Annotated in this window: 20 protein-coding genes; 16 read left to right on the plus strand and 4 right to left on the minus strand. The window is 59.0% G+C overall.

The genetic code is table 11. The annotated features are described in order from the left end of the window. The first annotated feature begins 113 nt into the window (after nucleotides 1–113). Together QMX98_RS21955 and QMX98_RS21960 are read left to right on the plus strand one after the other, a co-directional pair. Nucleotides 114–1,424: an MFS transporter gene (locus QMX98_RS21955; RefSeq protein WP_010461785.1), complete on the plus strand. Its 1,311-nt coding sequence runs from the start codon at nucleotides 114–116 to the stop codon at nucleotides 1,422–1,424. Nucleotides 1,425–1,484: 60 nt separating this feature from the next. Then, nucleotides 1,485–2,288, plus strand: coding sequence for an IclR family transcriptional regulator (locus QMX98_RS21960; protein ID WP_010461783.1), 804 nt, complete (start codon nucleotides 1,485–1,487; stop codon nucleotides 2,286–2,288). On the opposite strand, the gene QMX98_RS21965 is transcribed toward QMX98_RS21960, so the two are convergent. Continuing rightward, a complete protein-coding gene (locus tag QMX98_RS21965) occupies nucleotides 2,285–3,337 on the minus strand; it encodes an NAD(P)-dependent alcohol dehydrogenase (RefSeq protein ID WP_145308719.1) in 1,053 nt (350 codons plus the stop codon). The genes QMX98_RS21960 and QMX98_RS21965 overlap by 4 nt on opposite strands. Nucleotides 3,338–3,527: 190 nt before the next feature. Between QMX98_RS21965 and QMX98_RS21970 the strand changes: the two genes are divergently transcribed. After that, the gene (locus QMX98_RS21970) at nucleotides 3,528–4,418 is read left to right on the plus strand and encodes an AraC family transcriptional regulator (protein WP_010461779.1); all 891 of its coding nucleotides are present in this window, start codon (nucleotides 3,528–3,530) and stop codon (nucleotides 4,416–4,418) included. Between the two features lie 101 nt (nucleotides 4,419–4,519). On the opposite strand, the gene QMX98_RS21975 is transcribed toward QMX98_RS21970, so the two are convergent. Further along, a complete protein-coding gene (locus QMX98_RS21975) occupies nucleotides 4,520–6,184 on the minus strand; it encodes an electron transfer flavoprotein-ubiquinone oxidoreductase (RefSeq protein ID WP_010461777.1) in 1,665 nt (554 codons plus the stop codon). A gap of 549 nt (nucleotides 6,185–6,733) precedes the next feature. Between QMX98_RS21975 and QMX98_RS21980 the strand changes: the two genes are divergently transcribed. The 10 genes from QMX98_RS21980 to QMX98_RS22025 all read left to right on the plus strand — a co-directional run bounded on the left by QMX98_RS21980 (nucleotide 6,734) and on the right by QMX98_RS22025 (nucleotide 16,261). Next, nucleotides 6,734–7,483, plus strand: a complete 750-nt coding sequence (locus QMX98_RS21980) for an electron transfer flavoprotein subunit beta/FixA family protein (RefSeq protein WP_010461775.1) — start codon at nucleotides 6,734–6,736, stop codon at nucleotides 7,481–7,483. Next, entirely contained in the window at nucleotides 7,484–8,413 is a 930-nt protein-coding gene (locus tag QMX98_RS21985) for an FAD-binding protein (RefSeq protein WP_010461774.1), read from the plus strand. A 79-nt stretch (nucleotides 8,414–8,492) separates the two neighbouring features. Further along, complete coding sequence (locus tag QMX98_RS21990) at nucleotides 8,493–9,317, plus strand: transporter substrate-binding domain-containing protein (protein ID WP_010461772.1); 825 nt, start codon at nucleotides 8,493–8,495, stop codon at nucleotides 9,315–9,317. Nucleotides 9,318–9,326: 9 nt separating this feature from the next. Then, nucleotides 9,327–9,683 carry a DUF4398 domain-containing protein gene (locus tag QMX98_RS21995; RefSeq protein ID WP_102594671.1) on the plus strand — a complete coding sequence of 119 codons (357 nt, stop codon included), beginning with the start codon at nucleotides 9,327–9,329 and terminating at the stop codon, nucleotides 9,681–9,683. Next, complete coding sequence (locus tag QMX98_RS22000; protein ID WP_077747974.1) at nucleotides 9,680–10,492, plus strand: OmpA family protein; 813 nt, start codon at nucleotides 9,680–9,682, stop codon at nucleotides 10,490–10,492. The genes QMX98_RS21995 and QMX98_RS22000 overlap by 4 nt, the downstream gene beginning before the upstream one ends. A 201-nt stretch (nucleotides 10,493–10,693) precedes the next feature. After that, nucleotides 10,694–12,133 carry a PLP-dependent aminotransferase family protein gene (locus QMX98_RS22005; protein ID WP_010461766.1) on the plus strand — a complete coding sequence of 480 codons (1,440 nt, stop codon included), beginning with the start codon at nucleotides 10,694–10,696 and terminating at the stop codon, nucleotides 12,131–12,133. An 89-nt stretch (nucleotides 12,134–12,222) separates the two neighbouring features. Beyond that, nucleotides 12,223–12,714: a translation initiation factor 2 gene (locus QMX98_RS22010; RefSeq protein WP_282411371.1), complete on the plus strand. Its 492-nt coding sequence runs from the start codon at nucleotides 12,223–12,225 to the stop codon at nucleotides 12,712–12,714. 166 nt (nucleotides 12,715–12,880) lie between these two features. Further along, a complete protein-coding gene (locus QMX98_RS22015) occupies nucleotides 12,881–13,135 on the plus strand; it encodes a YkgJ family cysteine cluster protein (RefSeq protein WP_282411369.1) in 255 nt (84 codons plus the stop codon). A 41-nt stretch (nucleotides 13,136–13,176) separates the two neighbouring features. Continuing rightward, nucleotides 13,177–13,782: an START domain-containing protein gene (locus QMX98_RS22020; RefSeq protein WP_102594669.1), complete on the plus strand. Its 606-nt coding sequence runs from the start codon at nucleotides 13,177–13,179 to the stop codon at nucleotides 13,780–13,782. Between the two features lie 385 nt (nucleotides 13,783–14,167). Continuing rightward, entirely contained in the window at nucleotides 14,168–16,261 is a 2,094-nt protein-coding gene (locus tag QMX98_RS22025; protein ID WP_010461762.1) for an LTA synthase family protein, read from the plus strand. A gap of 61 nt (nucleotides 16,262–16,322) precedes the next feature. Here QMX98_RS22025 and QMX98_RS22030 read toward each other — a convergent pair whose 3' ends face one another. Beyond that, complete coding sequence (locus QMX98_RS22030) at nucleotides 16,323–16,481, minus strand: DUF3309 family protein (protein ID WP_169858239.1); 159 nt, start codon at nucleotides 16,479–16,481, stop codon at nucleotides 16,323–16,325. Nucleotides 16,482–16,761: 280 nt separating this feature from the next. Here QMX98_RS22030 and QMX98_RS22035 point away from each other — a divergent pair, with 280 nt between their 5' ends. The 3 genes from QMX98_RS22035 to csrA all read left to right on the plus strand — a co-directional run bounded on the left by QMX98_RS22035 (nucleotide 16,762) and on the right by csrA (nucleotide 18,304). Beyond that, nucleotides 16,762–17,577 carry an SDR family oxidoreductase gene (locus QMX98_RS22035; protein WP_282411370.1) on the plus strand — a complete coding sequence of 272 codons (816 nt, stop codon included), beginning with the start codon at nucleotides 16,762–16,764 and terminating at the stop codon, nucleotides 17,575–17,577. Between the two features lie 64 nt (nucleotides 17,578–17,641). Next, nucleotides 17,642–17,974 (plus strand): YnfA family protein, encoded by a 333-nt coding sequence (locus tag QMX98_RS22040; protein ID WP_010461754.1) that lies wholly within the window; start codon nucleotides 17,642–17,644, stop codon nucleotides 17,972–17,974. A gap of 144 nt (nucleotides 17,975–18,118) precedes the next feature. Next, a complete protein-coding gene (csrA, locus tag QMX98_RS22045; protein WP_010461752.1) occupies nucleotides 18,119–18,304 on the plus strand; it encodes a carbon storage regulator CsrA in 186 nt (61 codons plus the stop codon). Nucleotides 18,305–18,309: 5 nt separating this feature from the next. Here the strand turns inward: csrA and QMX98_RS22050 are convergent, their stop codons facing one another. Continuing rightward, the gene (locus QMX98_RS22050) at nucleotides 18,310–18,537 is read right to left on the minus strand and encodes a YheU family protein (RefSeq protein WP_010461751.1); all 228 of its coding nucleotides are present in this window, start codon (nucleotides 18,535–18,537) and stop codon (nucleotides 18,310–18,312) included. Nucleotides 18,538–18,695 lie beyond the last annotated feature (158 nt).

The raw sequence follows: 18,695 nt of genomic DNA on the forward strand, positions 1-18,695 counted from the left end.
TTCCCACGCTCTGCGTGGGAATGCCTCACCGGGCGCTCTGCGTCCCTGGCTGTATTCCCACGCGAGCGTGGGAACGATCACGACCTCAATAAACATAAGAAGAGGCATTCCCCATGCAACCGCAAACCCTTACCGGGCAGGCGTCGTTGGTGGCGCCCAGCCGCAAGCGTTTTTTCATCATGGTGCTGCTGTTCATCACCGTGGTCATCAACTACCTCGACCGCAGCAACCTGTCTATCGCCGCCCCCGCGCTGACCAGCGAACTGGGCATCGACCCGATCCACGTCGGGCTGATTTTCTCGGCCTTCGGCTGGACTTACGCCGCTATGCAAATCCCCGGCGGATGGCTGGTGGATCGGGTGCCGCCGCGCATCCTTTACAGCGTTGCGTTGCTGCTATGGTCAATCGCCACCGTCATGCTCGGCTTCGCCGCCAGCTTCATCGCACTGTTCGTGTTGCGCATGGCAGTCGGTGCCCTGGAAGCGCCGGCGTATCCGATCAACAGTCGGGTGGTGACCACCTGGTTCCCCGAACGCGAACGCGCCACGGCCATCGGTTTCTATACCTCCGGACAGTTCGTGGGATTGGCGTTCCTGACGCCGGTACTCGCCTGGCTGCAGCATGAGTTTGGCTGGCACATGGTGTTTGTCAGCACCGGTGCGGTCGGTATTCTCTGGGCGGTGATCTGGTACGCGGTGTATCGCGAGCCACGGGACTTCAAAGGTGCCAACGACGCCGAAATCGAGCTGATCCGCGAAGGTGGCGGGCTGGTGGATATCCAGGCCGAGCAAGCCAAGGTCAAGGCGAAATTCAGCTGGACCGACCTCGGCATCGTTCTGACTAAACGCAAGTTGTGGGGCATCTACCTCGGTCAGTTCTGCCTCAACTCGACGCTGTGGTTTTTTCTGACGTGGTTCCCGACCTACCTGGTGAAATACCGTGGCATGGACTTCATCAAGTCCGGCCTGTTGGCGTCGCTACCGTTTCTCGCCGCCTTTATCGGCGTGCTGTGTTCCGGGTTCTTCTCCGACTTCCTGATCCGTCGCGGCTACACCGTGGGCTTCGCGCGCAAGTTGCCGATCATTGGCGGCTTGCTGATTTCCACCTCGATCATCGGCGCCAACTTTGTTGAATCGACACCGCTGGTGATTGCCTTCCTCGCGTTAGCGTTCTTCGGTAACGGGCTGGCTTCGATCACCTGGTCGCTGGTATCAACGCTCGCTCCGGCGCGGTTGCTCGGATTGACCGGCGGGGTGTTCAACTTCATCGGCAACCTGTCGGCGATTACCACGCCGATTGTCATCGGTTTCCTGGCGACCGGTGATTCGTTCGCCCCGGCGATCACCTACATCTCGGTTCTTGCATTGATTGGCGCGCTTTCCTACATCCTGCTGGTCGGCAAGGTCGAGCGTATCAAGTTGTAGTGGCAGCCATCGGGCGACCATAATGCCGCCCGTTCACTCGCTCAACGGTAAAGGCTGGATATGCAGGAAGACGCCCCAAAAATCGCCAAGGACGCCGCGCCGACCGGCACTCAGACACTGCTTCGTGGCCTGGGTGTGGTTCAGGCCGTGGCCAGCGGCGCCCGCGATCTCAAGGAAATCGCCCGGCTGATCGGTACGACGCGCAGCACCACCCATCGTCTGGCCAGTTGCCTGGTGGACGAGCGTTACCTGCGAGTGGTGCCGCAAGTCGGTTACCTGCTGGGGCCGAAGCTGATCGAGCTGGGTTTCCAGGCGCGTGAAGAGTTGCCGCTGGTGACTCTGGCCGGGCCGTATCTGGACGAGTTGTCGGCGTTGACCGGCGACACCATTCACCTGGCGATTCGTGAAGGCGACGAGGTGCTGTATCTGCACAAGAATCCGGGGCGCAATGGCCCGGAAATGCGCTCGCGGGTCGGCCATCGCATGCCGTTGGCGCGCACCGGGATCGGCAAGGCCTTGATGCTGGATGACTCGCAGGAAGAATGGCAACGGCTGTACGAAGTCAGCCTGCCGGCGGGTGGGAAAAATCTGTTCTGGCCGCTGCACCCGGAGCAGTCCTGGGAGCAGTTTCAGCAGCGCATGGTCGAATACGTGGCCGGCGGTTATGCCTTCGATCTGGAAGATAACGAACCGTCGATTCGCTGTGTGGCGGCGCCGATCCGTGATGCCAGTAAACGCATCGTCGCCGCCATCAGCATCGCCAGCACCGTGCCGTACATGCCGCTGGAAAAAATGGCCGAGCTGATTCCCCTGATCAAAGGGGTCACGGCCCGGCTCTCGGCAGAACTCGGCGCGAAGGTTTAGACCTTCAACGTCGCCATGTCGATGACGAAGCGGTACTTCACGTCACCGGCGATCATGCGGGCGTAAGCCTCGTTGATCTGGCGGATGTCGAGCATTTCGATGTCGCAGGTGATGTTGTGCTCGGCGCAGAAATCCAGCACTTCCTGGGTTTCGGCAATGCCGCCGATCAGCGAGCCGGCCAACACGCGACGGCTCATCACCAGTTTGCCGGCGTGGACCGGTGGATCGACCGGTTCGATCAACCCCACCATAATGTGCACGCCGTCGAAACGAAGCGTATCGAGGTAGGGATTGAGGTCGTGCTGCACCGGAATGGTGTCCAGCAGGAAGTCGAAATGTCCTGCGGCGGCCTTCATCTGTTCGGCATCGGTGGACACGATCACGTGGTCCGCTCCTTGACGACGACCTTCTTCAGCCTTGCTCGCCGAGCGGGTGAACAGCGTGACTTCCGCGCCCATCGCCTTGGCGAACTTGATGCCCATGTGGCCGAGGCCGCCCATGCCGAGAATCCCGACCTTGTCGCCGGCCTTCACGCCGTAGTGCTTTAGCGGCGAGTAAGTGGTGATGCCGGCACAGAGGATCGGCGCGGCACTGGCCAGGTCGAGTTTCTCGGGGATGCGCACAACGAAATGCTCGCTGACCACGATGCTGTCGGAGTAGCCGCCCATGGTGTTGCTGCCATCGACCCGGTCCGGGGTGGCGTAGGTCATGGTCGGACCTTCGAGGCAGTATTGCTCGAGGTTGGACCGGCAGGCTTCGCAGCTGCGGCAAGAATCGACCATGCAACCGACACCGACCAGATCGCCGACTTTATGTTGGGTGACGTTCGCACCTATCGCTGTCACTTTGCCTACGATCTCGTGGCCGGGCATCAACGGGTAAACGGCAATGCCCCACTCGTTGCGGGCCTGATGGATGTCGGAATGGCAGACGCCGCAGTAGAGAATATCGATTGCCACATCGTCGGCCCTTGGGCTGCGGCGTTCGAATTTCACGGGGGCGAGGGGAGTGGTAGCCGACTGGGCGGCGTATCCGATGGCGGTGTACATGGTGAACCTCGCAAAAGCAATGACAAGTGAGGCGGCGCATTTTGGGCGCCGTGCCTGCCACGGGCCATGGCGATTCCTCCGGGTGTCATGCCTATTCCTCCGGCATCAGCGTTCGTTTGATCAAATGGGCGATCAGACCTGCGATGATGCTTTCATCCCTTTTTCCGCGACTTTTTTGTGAAGATTTCTCATGTTGTTAACCCGTCATCTTGATGCGAATGCCACGCTGGTTTCGCTGATCGAGCCCCTGACCACTCGCGATGGTTTCGCTCCTACGGCGTTGCCGGGCGTCCAGGTTTTACGGGCCAGTCGCGATGTGGCCCGTGGTCCGCAGATCTACGAGCCGAGCCTGGTGATCATCGCCCAAGGCAGCAAACTGGCGTATTTGGGGCCGCGCACGTTGGAGTACGGCGCCGGGCACTACCTGATTCAGGCATTGCCGGTGCCGTTTGAGTGCGAAACGTTTTCGGCGCCGGATGGGCCGATGCTCGGGGTGTCCATCGCCATCGACCGAGTGTTGCTCGGTGAGTTGGTGTTGGCCATGGGCCTGGTGCCGGGGCGCACGGTTCCTGCGCAAACACTGGAGTCCATGACGTCGGCGGTGCTCGACGATGCGATGCGTGGTTGCGTGGAGCGGCTGTTGCGTTGCCTGCACGATCCGCTGGAATGCCAGGTCATGGGGCCGGCGCGGTTGCGGGAATTGTTGTTCGTCGCGTTACGCGGTCCGCAAGCCGATGTGTTGCGTGCGCTGGTGGAGCAGCAAGGGCAGTTCGCCCGGATTGCAGCCTCGCTCAACCATCTGCACGGGCATTTCACCGAGCCGTTGAATGTGGAAACCCTGGCCAGTTGCGCGAACATGAGCGCGTCGACCTTCCATGAGCATTTCAAGCGCAGCACGTTGTTGTCGCCGGTGCAGTATTTGAAGCGCTTGCGCTTGCTCAAGGCGCAGCAGTTGTTGCTCGCCGAGGGTTTGGGCGTGGCGCAGGTGGCGCATCGGGTCGGGTATCAAAGCACGTCGCAGTTCAGTCGTGAGTACAAGCGCTACTTTGAGCGTAATCCGGGGGATGAGCGCGCTGCCTGAGTGGGTAATGGTTTCTCCTACAGGGGGATTTGTGGTGTCGGTGAAATGGCGGGCAACAAAAAGGCCCCCATTCCGGGAGCCTTGATGTTCAGGCGTTCGGCTTACATGTTCGGGTAAGTCGGGCCGCCAGCACCTTCCGGCGCCACCCACGTGATGTTCTGTGCAGGGTCCTTGATGTCGCAGGTCTTGCAGTGAACGCAGTTCTGGGCGTTGATCTGGAAGCGCTTCTCGCCGTCTTCCTTGGTCACCACTTCGTACACGCCGGCCGGGCAGTAACGCTGGGCAGGCTCATCGTACAGCGGCAGGTTCTTGGCGATCGGAATGCTCGGATCGGTCAGCTTCAGGTGGCACGGCTGCTCTTCTTCGTGGTTGGTACCGGAGATGAACACCGAGCTGAGTTTGTCGAAGCTGATCTTGCCGTCCGGTTTCGGGTAGTCGATCTTCTTGCAGTCGGCCGCCAGCTTCAGGCAAGCGTAATCAGGTTTGGTGTCGTGCAAGGTGAACGGCAGTTTGCCGCCGAAGATGTTCTGGTCGAGCCAGTTGAAGCCGCCGCCAACGATGGCGCCGAACTTGTGGATCGCCGGGCCGAAGTTGCGGCTGGCGAACAGTTCGTCGTAGAGCCAGCTCTTCTTGAAGGCGTCGACGTAAGTGGTCAACTCTTCGGTGCCGTCTTTTTCAGCGAACAGCGCCTCGGCCACGGACTCAGCGGCGAGCATGCCGGATTTCATGGCGGTGTGGCTGCCTTTGATCTTGGCGAAGTTCAGGGTGCCCAGGTCGCAACCGATCAGTGCGCCGCCCTTGAATACCATCTTCGGCAGCGAGTTCAGGCCACCTTTGCAGATGGCACGAGCGCCGTAGCTGATGCGCTTGCCGCCTTCCAGGTACTGCTTGAGCACCGGGTGATGCTTGAGGCGCTGGAACTCGTCGAACGGCGACAGGTAAGTGTTGCTGTAGGAGAGATCGACGATCAGACCGACGACCACCTGGTTGTTTTCCAGGTGGTAGAGGAACGAGCCACCGGTGTTCTCGGTGCCCATGATGTCCATCGGCCAACCGGCGGTATGGACCACCAGGCCTGGTTGATGCTTGGCCGGATCGACTTCCCAGATTTCTTTCAGGCCGATGCCGTAATGCTGGGCGTCGGCTTCGCTGTCGAGGTTGAAGCGTTTGATCAGCTGCTTGCCGATGTGGCCACGGCAACCTTCGGCGAACAGCGTGTACTTGCCGCGCAGTTCCATGCCAGGGGTGTACAGACCTTCCTTCGGTTGGCCTTCGCGGTCAACGCCCAGATCACCGGTGATGATCCCGCGAACCACGCCGTTCTCGTCGAACAGCGCTTCCTGAGCGGCGAAGCCTGGGTAGATTTCTACGCCCAGGTTCTCGGCCTGCTGGGCCAGCCAGCGGCACAGGTTGCCTAGGGAGATGATGTAGTTGCCATCGTTGTGCATGGTCTTGGGCACAAAGAAGTCAGGAATTTTTTGCGCGCTGTCGGCGTTTTTCAGAACGAAGATGTCATCGCGGGTCACTGGTGTGTTCAGCGGGGCGCCGAGCTCCTTCCAGTCCGGGAACAATTCGTTCAGGGCGCGGGGTTCGAAGATCGCGCCGGACAGGATGTGTGCGCCGACTTCGGAGCCTTTTTCGACCACGCAGACGCTGATTTCCTTACCGGCTTCAGCAGCCTTCTGCTTCAAGCGGCAGGCGGCGGAAAGACCCGCGGGGCCGGCACCGACGATGACCACGTCGAATTCCATGTATTCGCGTTCCACAGGTTATCTCCTACTCAAGGCTCAACAGTTTTTTTTCTAATTGGAGGTTTGGTGTCGCATCCATGAATTCCTGCGCAATGCGCGGAACAGGACAATCGATTGACCATCTTTCTCTCTGGGTGGCGCATTATATCTACACCACTCCTAGCGTCCAATACAAACGTTTGTTTGAATTGGCTCAAAGCCAGAGAAATCAAAGTCACGCGGCTTATGAACGGCTATTTTGCCGTATTGACCGGAATAGGCGTTCCGGTCAAGATACGGTCGGTTTTGCGCTCGCCGTAGGCTGACTGTTGGGTTCAAGAGCACCTCTAAAGACAGGGCGATGGCAGTACAGGGTGATGCGCAGTGCAGTTTTGGTGCGCAGTTTACACGCCGCGATAATGAATGACTCGTCGGTCACCACTGACGAACGGTCATCACGCCTCGTGAGCAAGGTTCACTCGATACACCTGCCAGCGTTTTTAGAGGTGCCCTTGCGCCGATGAGCATCAAACCGCCAGGTTCGCCTAGGCGACTTTCTTTTCACCGGAGAGTAACGAGGAATCCATGAAGGTTCTTGTAGCTGTCAAACGCGTTGTGGATTACAACGTCAAGGTTCGCGTCAAGGCGGACAATTCCGGCGTCGACCTCGCCAACGTCAAGATGTCGATGAACCCGTTCTGCGAAATCGCAGTGGAAGAAGCCGTGCGCCTGAAAGAGAAAGGCGTTGCGACTGAAATCGTCGTCGTCTCCATCGGCCCGACCACCGCTCAAGAGCAACTGCGCACAGCGCTGGCTCTGGGTGCTGACCGCGCCATCCTCGTCGAATCCGCTGAAGATCTGACTTCCCTGGCCGTTGCCAAGCTGCTCAAGGCTGTTGTCGACAAGGAACAGCCTCAGCTGGTGATCCTTGGCAAACAAGCCATCGACAGCGACAACAACCAGACTGGCCAGATGCTCGCTGCATTGAGCGGCTACGGTCAGGGCACCTTCGCTTCGAAAGTCGAAGTGTCCGGCGACACCGTTGCCGTGACCCGCGAAATCGACGGCGGCGCGCAGACGGTTTCCCTGAAACTGCCGGCCATCGTCACCACCGACCTGCGTTTGAACGAGCCGCGCTACGCGTCCCTGCCGAACATCATGAAAGCCAAGAAGAAGCCTCTCGAAGTGCTGACTCCGGACGCTTTGGGCGTTTCCACCGCCTCCACCAACAAGACCGTGAAAGTCGAAGCGCCAGCTGCACGCAGCGCGGGTATCAAGGTCAAGTCGGTGGCTGAACTGGTCGAGAAACTGAAAAACGAAGCGAAGGTAATCTAAATGACTATCTTGGTTATTGCTGAACACGACAACAAAGTAGTGGCCCCGGCCACGCTGAATACTGTGGCTGCCGCTGCCAAAATCGGCGGTGACATCCACGTTCTGGTTGCCGGCCAGGGCGTTGGCGCCGTGGCTGAGGCCGCTGCGAAAATCGCTGGCGTGGCGAAAGTGCTGGTGGCCGACAACGCCGCCTACGCTCATCAATTGCCGGAAAACGTCGCGCCGCTGGTAGCCGAGCTGGGCGCTGGTTACAGCCATATCCTGGCTGCCGCCACTTCCAACGGCAAAAACATCCTGCCGCGCGTTGCCGCTCAGCTGGACGTTGACCAGATCTCCGAGATCATCTCGGTCGAAAGCGCTGACACGTTCAAGCGCCCGATCTACGCCGGTAACGCCATCGCGACCGTTCAGTCGAACGCTGCAGTGAAAGTGATCACCGTGCGTGCCACCGGTTTCGACCCTGTGGCTGCTGAAGGTGGTTCGGCGTCGGTTGAAGCCGTTGCTGCTGCCCATGATGCTGGCACTTCCAGCTTCGTTGGCGAAGAACTGGCCAAGTCCGATCGTCCGGAACTGACCGCTGCCAAGATCGTCGTTTCCGGCGGCCGCGGCATGCAGAATGGCGACAACTTCAAACACCTGTACGCCCTGGCCGACAAGCTGGGCGCTGCCGTGGGTGCTTCCCGCGCCGCGGTCGACGCAGGTTTTGTACCCAACGACATGCAGGTCGGTCAGACCGGCAAGATCGTTGCTCCACAGCTGTACATCGCCGTCGGTATCTCCGGCGCGATCCAGCACCTGGCCGGCATGAAAGACTCCAAAGTGATCGTTGCGATCAACAAGGACGAAGAAGCGCCGATCTTCCAGGTGGCCGATTATGGCCTGGTGGCTGACCTGTTCGAAGCCATCCCCGAGTTCGAGAAGCTGGTCTAATCCAGTCGCTTGACTTATAAAGAGCCCGACCTTTTGGTCGGGCTTTTTTTTGTTCCGGATTTGAGTGGAGAGTGTTGCCATGGATTTGCGTCGCGTGGGTGGCTGGTCATTACTGCTGGGGCTGACGGTGCTGCCGGCGCTAGCCGTGGCGGCAGGCAAGTGCGAACGCCTGGTGGTGACCGGAAGCCCGGACGCGCCGCCGTACTTGTGGCAAGACCCGCAAAACCCCAAGCACCTGATCGGCGCCAGCGCAGACCTGTTGCAACACGTGGCAGGGGAGTTGGGCATCAAAGTCGAACTGCTTTACGCCGGCAAGCGCGCCCAGGCCCTGGACGAAGTGCGCAGCGGACGCATGGACATGCTGGCCGACGCGCCGTTGACCGTCAGCGAGCTGGACACCCTGGATTACATCCATCCGCCGTTGCTGGAAAACGACTATCTGGTCTGGACCCGAAAAAACTCGGCATTGGTCTATAACCAGGCGCAAGACCTTCACGGCCATCCGGGTGCCGTGTCGGAAAAGTCTCGAATGACCCAGGCATTCGGCACTTTCGCCGACCAGCAATTGACCCTCGTGCGTACCCCGAACCTGACCCAGGCCTTTCAGAAACTGCTGCTGGGCGAGGTGGAGTTTGTCCTCGCCGGACGCTACTCGGGCATGGCCGCCGCGCAATCGCTGAGCATGGCCAACGACCTGATCGCTCTTCCCCAACCGGTCGACAAACCTGGCCTGTTCCTCGCGGTTTCCCATAACTCCGCCTGCAACGATCCGTGGTTGCGCGGACAGCTGGCCAAAAAGATGACAGAATTGCCCGCGTCCGGACTGACGGAAAGCGTGCTGCAACGCAATATCGAGCGTTGGACAGCGCAGCAACAGCAACCCGTCAGTACCCCAAAACAGTAGGGATTTTTAGTGAGTATTCGACCTCTTTTCGCTGCCCTGGCCGTTCTGGCTCTGGCGGGTTGTGCAGCCGATCCGGCGCCGAATGAACAAATACGCTTGACCGAACAGGCGCTTGAACAAGCCAAAGCCGTAGGCGCCATCGCCGCCGACGTGCCGGAACTCAAATTGGCCGAAGACAAGTTTTCCCGTGCCCAAGGCGACATGACGGATCAGTCCTACAGGCATGCGCGCATGCGGGCCGAGCAGGCTGAACTGGACGCGCGTCTGGCTGAAGCCAAGGTGCTGACCCTCAAGAGTGAGGAGCAGTTGAATGTGCTCAATACCCGCATCACTCGCCTGCGCAAGCAGCTGGGAGATGCCCAATGAGCCTCAAGTCCAAAGCACTCGGCGGATTGATCCTCGCAGGTTGTGCAAGCCTTTACGGCTGCGCCGGCCAACACAGCGAAACTGCATTGCAGCAGGCCGGGACTGACTTCCAGAAGGTCAAGGAAGACTCCAACGTGCTGCGAATCGCGCCCAAGGACGTGATTCGTGCCGGTGAATCCCTGGCCCGTGCTGATCGTCTTTCCAGTTACTGGGGCAGCGGCTCGGATGTGGTGCATTACGCCTACCTGAGCCAGCGCTACAGCGAAATTGCCCGTGAGCACACCAATCAGGTGCTCAACGAAGAGCGCGCGGCGAAGCTCGAACTGGAACGTCAGCGCCTGCAACTGGCCTTGCGCGAGTCCAAATTGCTCAGCGTGCAGCAGCAAGGCAAGTGGCTCGAAGAACAGATTGTCGCCCTGGCAACCACCCAGACCGACCGTGGCCTGGTGATGACCCTGGGCGACGTGCTGTTCGACACCGGCGAAGCGGAGTTGAAGAATTCGGCGAACCGCGTGGTCCTGAAGATCGTGCAGTTCCTGCAGCTCAATCCCAAGCGCGTGGTCCGTATCGAGGGCTACACCGACAGCACAGGCGGCAAGCAGGACAACCTCAAGTTGTCCCGTGACCGTGCGCAATCGGTGGCGAACGTGCTGATGGACCTGGGTATCGACGACAAACGTATCAAAGTCGAAGGCTACGGCGATGAATACCCGGTGGACGTGAATGCTTCCGAGCGTGGTCGTGCACAGAACCGTCGGGTGGAAATTGTGTTCTCCGACGAAAAAGGCCAGCTCGGCGCCGCCCGCTAAGGGCTGCGTTACTGGAAAACCCGGCCTGCCTGACAGCGCCGGGTTTTTTTGCGCCTGCCAATTGGCTCTCAAAACAGTACAGTTTTTGCTGACACTGCACTGTACGGTCGACTATTGTGGCAACTGTCCCAGTACACTTCTAAACTGTTCCGGTATTGTTTCACACAAGAATAAAATGCCCGTGAAATCGAGTGCTGCGTCATGACCAATCTCTTGCTCTACCAACGTATTGCTCAGCAACTGGCCGAAGATATCCGTCGTGGTGTCTATCAACCGGGGGAACGCGTGCCTTCGGTGCGCAAGATGAGCTCGCAGCTCAACGTCAGCCATGCGACTGTTTTGCAGGCTTACGCCAATCTCGAGGATCAAGGGCTGATCCGCGCCCGGCCGCAGTCGGGTTACTACGTGCACCAGACGCCGGCCCTGACGGCGCCCACGCCGGACATCGCCCGGGTCGAGCGGCCCGGCCTGGTCACCCGTAGCAGCATCATTCAGCAAGTGCTGGTCGAATCTCGCCGCGAGGGTGTTTTTCCCTTGGGCGCAGCGGTGCCGAGCGTCGATTATCTGCCGGTCCGCGCCTTGCACCAGCAATTGGCAAAAGTCACCCGTTTCCATAGCCCGCGTGCCTTCAGCTACATGTTCAGCCCCGGTTTTGAACCGTTGCGCCGGCAGGTGGCGATCCGCATGCGTGATGCCGGCGTGGTGGTCGATCCGTCCGAAGTGGTGATCACCCACGGCTGTGTCGATGCATTGCAGATGTCTCTTCGCGTGCTGACCCGGCCGGGCGACCTGATCGCCGCCGAATCGCCGACTTATTACGGTTTGCTGCAATTGGCCGACTTGCTGGGTCTCAAAGTCATCGAGATCCCCAGCGACCCGGCGACTGGCATGAGCCTCGAAGCCCTGCAATTGGCGGCCAACCAGTGGTCGATCAAGGCGCTGGTACTGACCACGCGTCTGAGTAATCCACTGGGCGGTACCATGCCCGAAGAGCGGCAGAAACAACTGCTGCGCCTGGCCTCGGATTTCGATATCCAGATCGTTGAAGACGACATCTACGGCGAGTTGATGTTCGAACAAGGCCGGACTAAATCGCTCAAGGCCTACGATCGGCTGGATCGGGTGATTTATTGCTCGAGCTTCTCCAAGACCCTGTCACCGGGCGTGCGGATTGGCTGGATGATTGCCGGCAAATACCAGCAAGAGATTCAGCGTTTGCAAACGTTCAGCACGCATTCGGCGTGCAGCGTCACGCAGATGGGCATCGCCGCGTACCTGGAGAATGGCGGTTACGACCGTCACTTGCGCTACATCCGTCAGGAATACCGCAAGAACCTGAGCGCCTTCCAGTTGGCCGTGCAGCAGTATTTCCCGGAAGGCACGCAGATGACCCGGCCAACAGGCGGTTTCATTCTGTGGGTCAGTCTGCCGGGGCGGGTCAACACTCAGGAACTGCATGTGCGTGCGTTGCAGCAGGGCATCAGTATCGCGCCGGGGCTGATTTTCAGTAACACCGAGCAGTTCAATCACTGCATCCGTTTGAACTGTGGAACGCCCTGGAACCGTGAAGCCGAGCGCGCATTGATGACCTTGGGAATGTTGGCGACTCAGCTGTGCCAGGAGACGACCAGCGGTTTCTGACAAGCGCGTCGGTCGTTTCGTACACGTGCTTGTCATGTTGCGTACAACAGGCGAGCATATGGCCCTCTGCCGTTAGCGTCGTTGGTTCCATGAAACCGATTTTTCCTGCCGCCTGCCTATCGATCTGCCTCTTCTTGACCGTTAATGTCCAAGGCGTCATGGCGGCTTCGACTCAGGAAAAGCCGGCAGCCAGCGCAACAACGTCGAAAAAACCGGTTGCCGCGAAGAAAACTACTGCGGTGAAAAAAAACGTCGCGCCAGTCAAAAAGAAACCGGCTGTGCTGAAAAAGCGGCCGCCGATTGCTTCAAAGTCTAAATCGGCCCGAGAAGTGGCGAAGACTCAACTCCCTTCCGCCGATCTGGACCTGAGCCTGCCTAAAGATTTGGTCGAAGAGCTGAAACCGGTCGGTACGGTCCCTATGCCGCGACGCGACTCCGTGTTGCCGGAGATGTTCGGTGACAAGAACAGTCAATTTCAGCTCAACGGCCGGCTGCTCAGCAACGAAATGCAGTTGCAACTGCGCAATGAAGAGCGCCGGGACGTCGAAGGCGCAGCGCTGGATTTCGAGTTCAAACAGTAAATCTGCACTGATTCGTGACCCGCGACCCAGACTCTTTGTCGGAGACTGGTCAGTCACGTTCGTTTGAGCGTAAAAACCCCGGTCCAGGTAATTTAAAACAGCTGTTTTAGCGGTTACTCTGTGCCCCGTCCATTAACACATCACCCGTCGCGAGGAGCTTGTCGTCATGAAATGCCGTGAAGGCTGTGGCGCCTGTTGCATTGCCCCTTCCATCAGTTCAGCGATTCCCGGCATGCCCAATGGCAAAGCCGCTGGCGAACGTTGCATCCAACTGTCTGTCGATAACCTGTGCAGCATTTTCGGCGATCCACAACGTCCTGCCGTATGTTCGGCGTTTGAAGCCGACGTTGAAGTCTGCGGAAGCAGCAGTGACGAAGCGATCAAGCTGCTGGGATGGTGGGAGCAGATGACGGCTGCATGATGTGTCCTGAGAACGGAACTTCAACAATAAGGAATAAGACTATGGGTTCGCTGCATCGTATGGCTGTGCTGTGTGGTTTGACGGTGGTGCTGGCCACCACGGCTGCACAGGCCGAGGACTGGAAAGTCGCCAAGAATGAAGACGGCATCAAGGTGTCCCTGAGTGAAGTGGCCGGTTCCGATTACAAAGCGTACCAGGGCGTCACCCTGATGAAGACCACCATGGCCAAATTGCGCGCGCTGCAGGAAGACGTGGCAGGCGCCTGCACTTGGATTCACGATTGCAAGACCCAGAAGCTGCTCAAGCACGAAGGTGATCAGAACTGGACCTACACCCAGTTCAATACCCCGTGGCCGGTGACTCCGCGTGATTCGGTGTTGCATATCACCACCACCGAAGGCGCCGACGGCAGCCTGACCCGCAAGCTTGAAGGCGTGCCGAAGTACGTGCCTGAGGAAAAGGGCTTCGTGCGAGTCACCAAGGTCGATGGTTTCTGGAAGTTCGTCCCCAAGGGTGACCAGATCGAAGTGACCTACCAGGTGCACACCGAGCCAGGCGGCAGTATCCCATCGATGGTCGCCAACAAGTTCGTGGTCGATGCGCCATTCAACACGCTCAAGGCCCTGAAAGAGCGCGCCGAGAAGTAATCGCACGCTGTTTCATGAAGCGCCCCGACCTCTCGGGGCGTTTTTTATTGGGCAATCGTCAGTTATGCGCAATCCATGTGGGAGCGAACCGGCTCGCGATAGCGGTTTCTCATCCGAAAAAGGTGTCGACTGATCCACCGCTATCGCGAACAGGCCGGCTCCCACCGGAATATTTTGTTTCCGGATATACGTTGCACAAAATTTTCACAATGCCTCCAAGACAATTCGCCCGCGTCAGCCTGCCGGGCACTAATCAATGGCAATGCTGCGGGTGATCGTGCAACATTTGCGCACCGCGCAAGCCCCGGGGCCGAGAACTGGTCAACAGAGGGCAGGGCGCCGCTTTATTTTTGAAACTTCAACTTCCAATGGGTCCTAAAACGACATGGCAAACCCGGACGCCCTGAGTCAGCAGCGAGCTTCTAGTCGCCTGCTGCAACCGACCGTCAAATCGCACCTGGCCTACACGCTGCTGTGCGCCATGGTCATGATGGTCATGTTCAGCCTGCTGCGCGTTGCGCTGCTGGTCTACAACCGCGAAATGATCCAGGATTCACCCGCCTCGACCTTCATCGAGGCGTTCGCCAATGGTCTGCGTTTCGACCTGCGCCTGGTGGTCTACCTCTGCATTCCGCTGATTCTGGCACTGTTCAGCGCCCGGGCCATGGCCGCTCGCGGGTTCTTCCGCTTCTGGCTGACCATCGCAGCGAGCACCGCGCTGTTCCTGGGTCTGATGGAGATGGATTTCTACCGCGAGTTCCACCAGCGCCTCAATGGCCTGGTCTTCCAGTACGTGAAGGAAGACCCGAAAACCGTGATGAGCATGCTCTGGTACGGTTTTCCTGTGGTTCGCTACCTGCTGGCCTGGGCTTTCGGCACGTTGATCCTGACCCTCGCGTTCAAGGGCGCCGACCGTGCGACCCGTCCTCGCGGCCCGTTCAGTGGCGGCAGCATCGGCGCGCGCCAGATCGCCCCGTGGTATACGCGAGGCGTCGTGTTCGTGGTCTGTCTGCTGGTCTGCGTGGTTGCCGCTCGTGGCACCCTGCGTCAGGGCCCGCCGCTGCGTTGGGGTGACGTCTACACCACCGATTCGAACTTCGCCAACCAGTTGGGCCTCAACGGCACCCTGTCGCTGATCGCGGCGGCCAAGAGCCGGATGTCCGAAGAGCGCGACAACATCTGGAAAGCCACGCTGGACCAACCAGTGGCTCAGCAGACCGTCCGCGATATGTTGCTGACCCCAAGCGACAAACTGGTGGATGGCGAAACCGCTGCCGTGCGTCGTAACTACTCTCCGGCCGCTGACAAGACCCTGCCGATCAAGAACGTCGTTGTGATCCTTATGGAAAGCTTCGCCGGTCACTCGGTGGGCGCGCTGGGTCGTCCGGGTAACGTCACGCCGTACTTTGACAAGCTGTCCAAAGAAGGCCTGTTGTTCGACCGCTTCTTCTCCAACGGCACCCATACCCACCAGGGCATGTTCGCCACCATGGCCTGCTTCCCGAACCTGCCGGGCTTCGAATACCTGATGCAGACCCCGGAAGGCAGCCACAAACTGTCCGGCCTGCCACAGTTGCTCAGCGCCCGTGACTACGACGATGTGTACGTCTACAACGGCGACTTCGCCTGGGACAACCAGTCGGGCTTCTTCAGCAACCAGGGCATGACCAACTTCATCGGGCGTAACGACTTCGTTAACCCGGTGTTCTCCGACCCGACCTGGGGCGTGTCCGACCAGGACATGTTCAACCGGGGTCTGGAAGAGTTGAAGGCCCGCGACGGCAAGGACAAAAAACCGTTCTATGCCTTGCTGCAAACCTTGTCCAACCACACGCCTTACGCCTTGCCGACGCCTTTGCCGGTCGAGCGCGTGACCGACCGTGGCAGCCTCAACGAACATTTGACCGCCATGCGCTACTCCGACTGGGCGCTGGGTCAGTTCTTCGAGCAGGCGCGTAAAGAGCCGTACTTCAAGGAAACCCTGTTCGTGGTGGTCGGCGACCATGGTTTCGGCAACGAGCAGCAGATCACCGAAATGGACCTGGGCCGATTCAACGTACCGATGCTGCTGATCGGGCCGGGCGTGCAGGAAAAATTCGGCCAGGTTGACCACACCGTGGGCACCCAGATCGACATCGTGCCGACCATCATGGGGCGTATCGGTGGCGACGTGATTCACCAGTGCTGGGGGCGTGACTTGCTGAACCTGCCGGAAGGCGACAAGGGCTTCGGCGTAATCAAGCCATCGGGCAGCGATCAAACCGTAGCGTTGCTGACCGCGGATCGCGTGTTGGTACTGCCTAAGGAAATGCCGCCCAAGTTGTATCAGTACGAACTGGGCGCCAATTCGAAAGGCGAACTGATCCCGGCGTCGGCTGACGAAGCGGCCCTCAAGCAGAAACTCGAGTCGTTCATCCAGACGGCCACCAAGAGCCTGATCGACAACACCGCCGGTGTGGTTGACGGCAAGCCGGACTAAGTTTTCGGTGCAAAAAAAAAGAGGCCCTTTGAGGGCCTCTTTTTTTTTGCCTGTTAAATCTTTATATCTTGCCAAGTAACAGCAGAATCAACAGCACCACCAACACCACGCCGATGATACCCGACGGGCCATAACCCCAACTTCTGGAGTGTGGAAAGACCGGCAAACCACCTACCAGCAGGAGAATCAGAATTACGATAAGAATTGTGCCCATGTCTATTTCCTTGTTGGAAGTGTTCTGGAATGACCTAGCTTTTAACTGTCAGTCGGACTGCAATAAACCCGAGCTGCTTACAAAATCCGACTGTCGCGTGCGTCGGAAAATTCCAAGTTTTTTTAATGTTTTTCGAAGAAAGCCTTATTTCGTTTTTGGCGGTGTTAGTTGATTCCGGCGCTCCCTCGGTTTGCTCGGACCATTCAGCAATCTGATGGAGCGTGGGTCGCGCAATGTCCTTCGCTACACTCAGCGCATCTTCCCCAGAACAACAAGGCTGTTTGCTATGCAAAATCGCATGATGATCACTGGCGCGGGCTCAGGCCTGGGTCGCGAAATCGCGCTGCGCTGGGCGCGTGAAGGCTGGCAGCTGGCCTTGTCGGACGTCAGCGAACCCGGTCTGCAGGAAACCCTGAAGCTGGTTCGCGAAGCGGGTGGCGACGGTTTTATCCAGCGTTGCGATGTGCGCGATTACAGTCAACTGACCGCTTTCGCCCAGGCCTGCGAAGAGAAACTTGGCGGCATCGATGTCATCGTCAACAACGCTGGCGTGGCCTCGGGCGGGTTCTTCAGTGAACTGTCCCTGGAAGATTGGGACTGGCAGATCGCGATCAACCTGATGGGCGTGGTCAAGGGCTGCAAGGCCTTCCTGCCGCTGCTGGAAAAAAGCAAAGGCAAAATCATCAACATCGCGTCCATGGCCGCTCTCATGCAAGGCCCGGCCATGAGCAACTACAACGTGGCCAAGGCCGGCGTAGTGGCCCTGTCCGAAAGCCTGCTGGTCGAATTGGCGCAACAGGAAGTGGGCGTGCACGTGGTCTGCCCGTCGTTCTTCCAGACCAACCTGCTGGATTCCTTCCGTGGCCCGACTCCGGCCATGAAAGCCCAGGTCGGCAAACTGCTGGAAAGTTCGCCGATCACCGCGACGGACATTGCCGATTACATCTATGAGCACGTCGCCGCCGGTGAATTCATGATCCTGCCCCATGAGCAGGGCCGCATGGCCTGGGCACTCAAGCAGCAGAACCCGCAACTGCTTTACAACGAAATGACCACCATGGCCGACAAAATGCGCGCCAAGGCCAAACAAAACGCAGGCTGAACTTGCCCGTGCGCAACACCGTCGTTAGGGTGGCCGCAACCGGTCATCCTTACGAGACGTATGCATGCTCAATTACCTGTGGTTTTTCCTTGCGGCGCTGTTCGAAATCGCCGGCTGCTTCGCCTTCTGGATGTGGCTGCGCCAAGGTAAGAGCATGTGGTGGGTGGTGCCGGCGCTGCTCAGCCTGACGTTGTTCGCGCTGTTGCTGACCCGTGTCGAGGCGACTTACGCCGGTCGCGCCTATGCCGCCTATGGGGGCATTTACATCGTCGCCTCGATCGGTTGGCTGGCGGTGATCGAGCGAGTTCGTCCCCTGGGCTCAGACTGGGTGGGCGTGGCGCTGTGCGTGATCGGGGCCAGTGTGATTCTGTTCGGCCCGCGTTTCTCTGCTACCTGAAGCGGCATTCAAACGATTTGTCAGACGTTTCCGTAAGGGGCATCTTCCTGCGCTGTAGGGCGGGACTGATTTGCCGCTGTTGCATTGAAGAGCGGCTGCGGGCCGGGCATCTTCGAGGGCCGGTAACCCTGAAGGATGAATGCCATGCTTGTACTCAGTCGCGTTGTGGGCGAGATGATTTCCATCGGTGACAACATTTCAGTGCGCATCATCGCCGTCAACGGAGGCAGCGTGCGTTTCGGTGTCGAAGCGCCACAAAACGTCAATGTGCATCGGGCCGAGGTCTACGATCGCATCCAGGTCAAACTGGCGAAAACCAAAAGACGCTGAGCGCCTCAATCGAACAGGTGCTTGGGCACATCGTGCTTGAGCATCAACTGGCATTGCTCGCTGTCCGGATCAAAAACGATCAGCGCCTGCCCCTTGGTCAATGCCTGGCGAACACGCAATACGCGGGTTTCCAGCGGCGTGTCGTCACCATTGTCCGTACCGTCGCGGGTCACGAAGTCCTCGATCAGGCGGGTCAGGGTGTCGACTTCAAGTTGGTCGTAGGGAATCAGCATAGGCACCTCGGCTAAACAATGGTGCGATGCTACGGCGAATGATCGGTTGCGGCTAGCCCGGGACCTGATGTGGTACCTGATACACCGCCTTCGCGGGCAAGCCTCGCTCCTACAGGTTTCGCGCATCGACACATAACCTGTAGGAGCGAGGCTTGCCC

Origin of the sequence: Pseudomonas sp. PS02303, assembly GCF_029959925.1 — a bacterium.
Taxonomy (GTDB): domain Bacteria; phylum Pseudomonadota; class Gammaproteobacteria; order Pseudomonadales; family Pseudomonadaceae; genus Aquipseudomonas; species Aquipseudomonas mandelii.

What these genes read in the sequence shown, in the direction of transcription:
- QMX98_RS21955 (WP_010461785.1), top strand. Translation starts at nt 114, where the DNA reads ATGCAACCGCAAACCCTTACCGGGCAGGCGTCGTTGGTGGCGCCCAGC.
- QMX98_RS21960 (WP_010461783.1), top strand. Translation starts at nt 1,485, where the DNA reads ATGCAGGAAGACGCCCCAAAAATCGCCAAGGACGCCGCGCCGACCGGC.
- QMX98_RS21965 (WP_145308719.1), bottom strand. Translation starts at nt 3,337, where the DNA reads ATGTACACCGCCATCGGATACGCCGCCCAGTCGGCTACCACTCCCCTC.
- QMX98_RS21970 (WP_010461779.1), top strand. Translation starts at nt 3,528, where the DNA reads ATGTTGTTAACCCGTCATCTTGATGCGAATGCCACGCTGGTTTCGCTG.
- QMX98_RS21980 (WP_010461775.1), top strand. Translation starts at nt 6,734, where the DNA reads ATGAAGGTTCTTGTAGCTGTCAAACGCGTTGTGGATTACAACGTCAAG.
- QMX98_RS21985 (WP_010461774.1), top strand. Translation starts at nt 7,484, where the DNA reads ATGACTATCTTGGTTATTGCTGAACACGACAACAAAGTAGTGGCCCCG.
- QMX98_RS21990 (WP_010461772.1), top strand. Translation starts at nt 8,493, where the DNA reads ATGGATTTGCGTCGCGTGGGTGGCTGGTCATTACTGCTGGGGCTGACG.
- QMX98_RS22000 (WP_077747974.1), top strand. Translation starts at nt 9,680, where the DNA reads ATGAGCCTCAAGTCCAAAGCACTCGGCGGATTGATCCTCGCAGGTTGT.
- QMX98_RS22005 (WP_010461766.1), top strand. Translation starts at nt 10,694, where the DNA reads ATGACCAATCTCTTGCTCTACCAACGTATTGCTCAGCAACTGGCCGAA.
- QMX98_RS22010 (WP_282411371.1), top strand. Translation starts at nt 12,223, where the DNA reads ATGAAACCGATTTTTCCTGCCGCCTGCCTATCGATCTGCCTCTTCTTG.
- QMX98_RS22015 (WP_282411369.1), top strand. Translation starts at nt 12,881, where the DNA reads ATGAAATGCCGTGAAGGCTGTGGCGCCTGTTGCATTGCCCCTTCCATC.
- QMX98_RS22020 (WP_102594669.1), top strand. Translation starts at nt 13,177, where the DNA reads ATGGGTTCGCTGCATCGTATGGCTGTGCTGTGTGGTTTGACGGTGGTG.
- QMX98_RS22025 (WP_010461762.1), top strand. Translation starts at nt 14,168, where the DNA reads ATGGCAAACCCGGACGCCCTGAGTCAGCAGCGAGCTTCTAGTCGCCTG.
- QMX98_RS22035 (WP_282411370.1), top strand. Translation starts at nt 16,762, where the DNA reads ATGCAAAATCGCATGATGATCACTGGCGCGGGCTCAGGCCTGGGTCGC.
- QMX98_RS22040 (WP_010461754.1), top strand. Translation starts at nt 17,642, where the DNA reads ATGCTCAATTACCTGTGGTTTTTCCTTGCGGCGCTGTTCGAAATCGCC.
- csrA (WP_010461752.1), top strand. Translation starts at nt 18,119, where the DNA reads ATGCTTGTACTCAGTCGCGTTGTGGGCGAGATGATTTCCATCGGTGAC.
- QMX98_RS22050 (WP_010461751.1), bottom strand. Translation starts at nt 18,537, where the DNA reads ATGCTGATTCCCTACGACCAACTTGAAGTCGACACCCTGACCCGCCTG.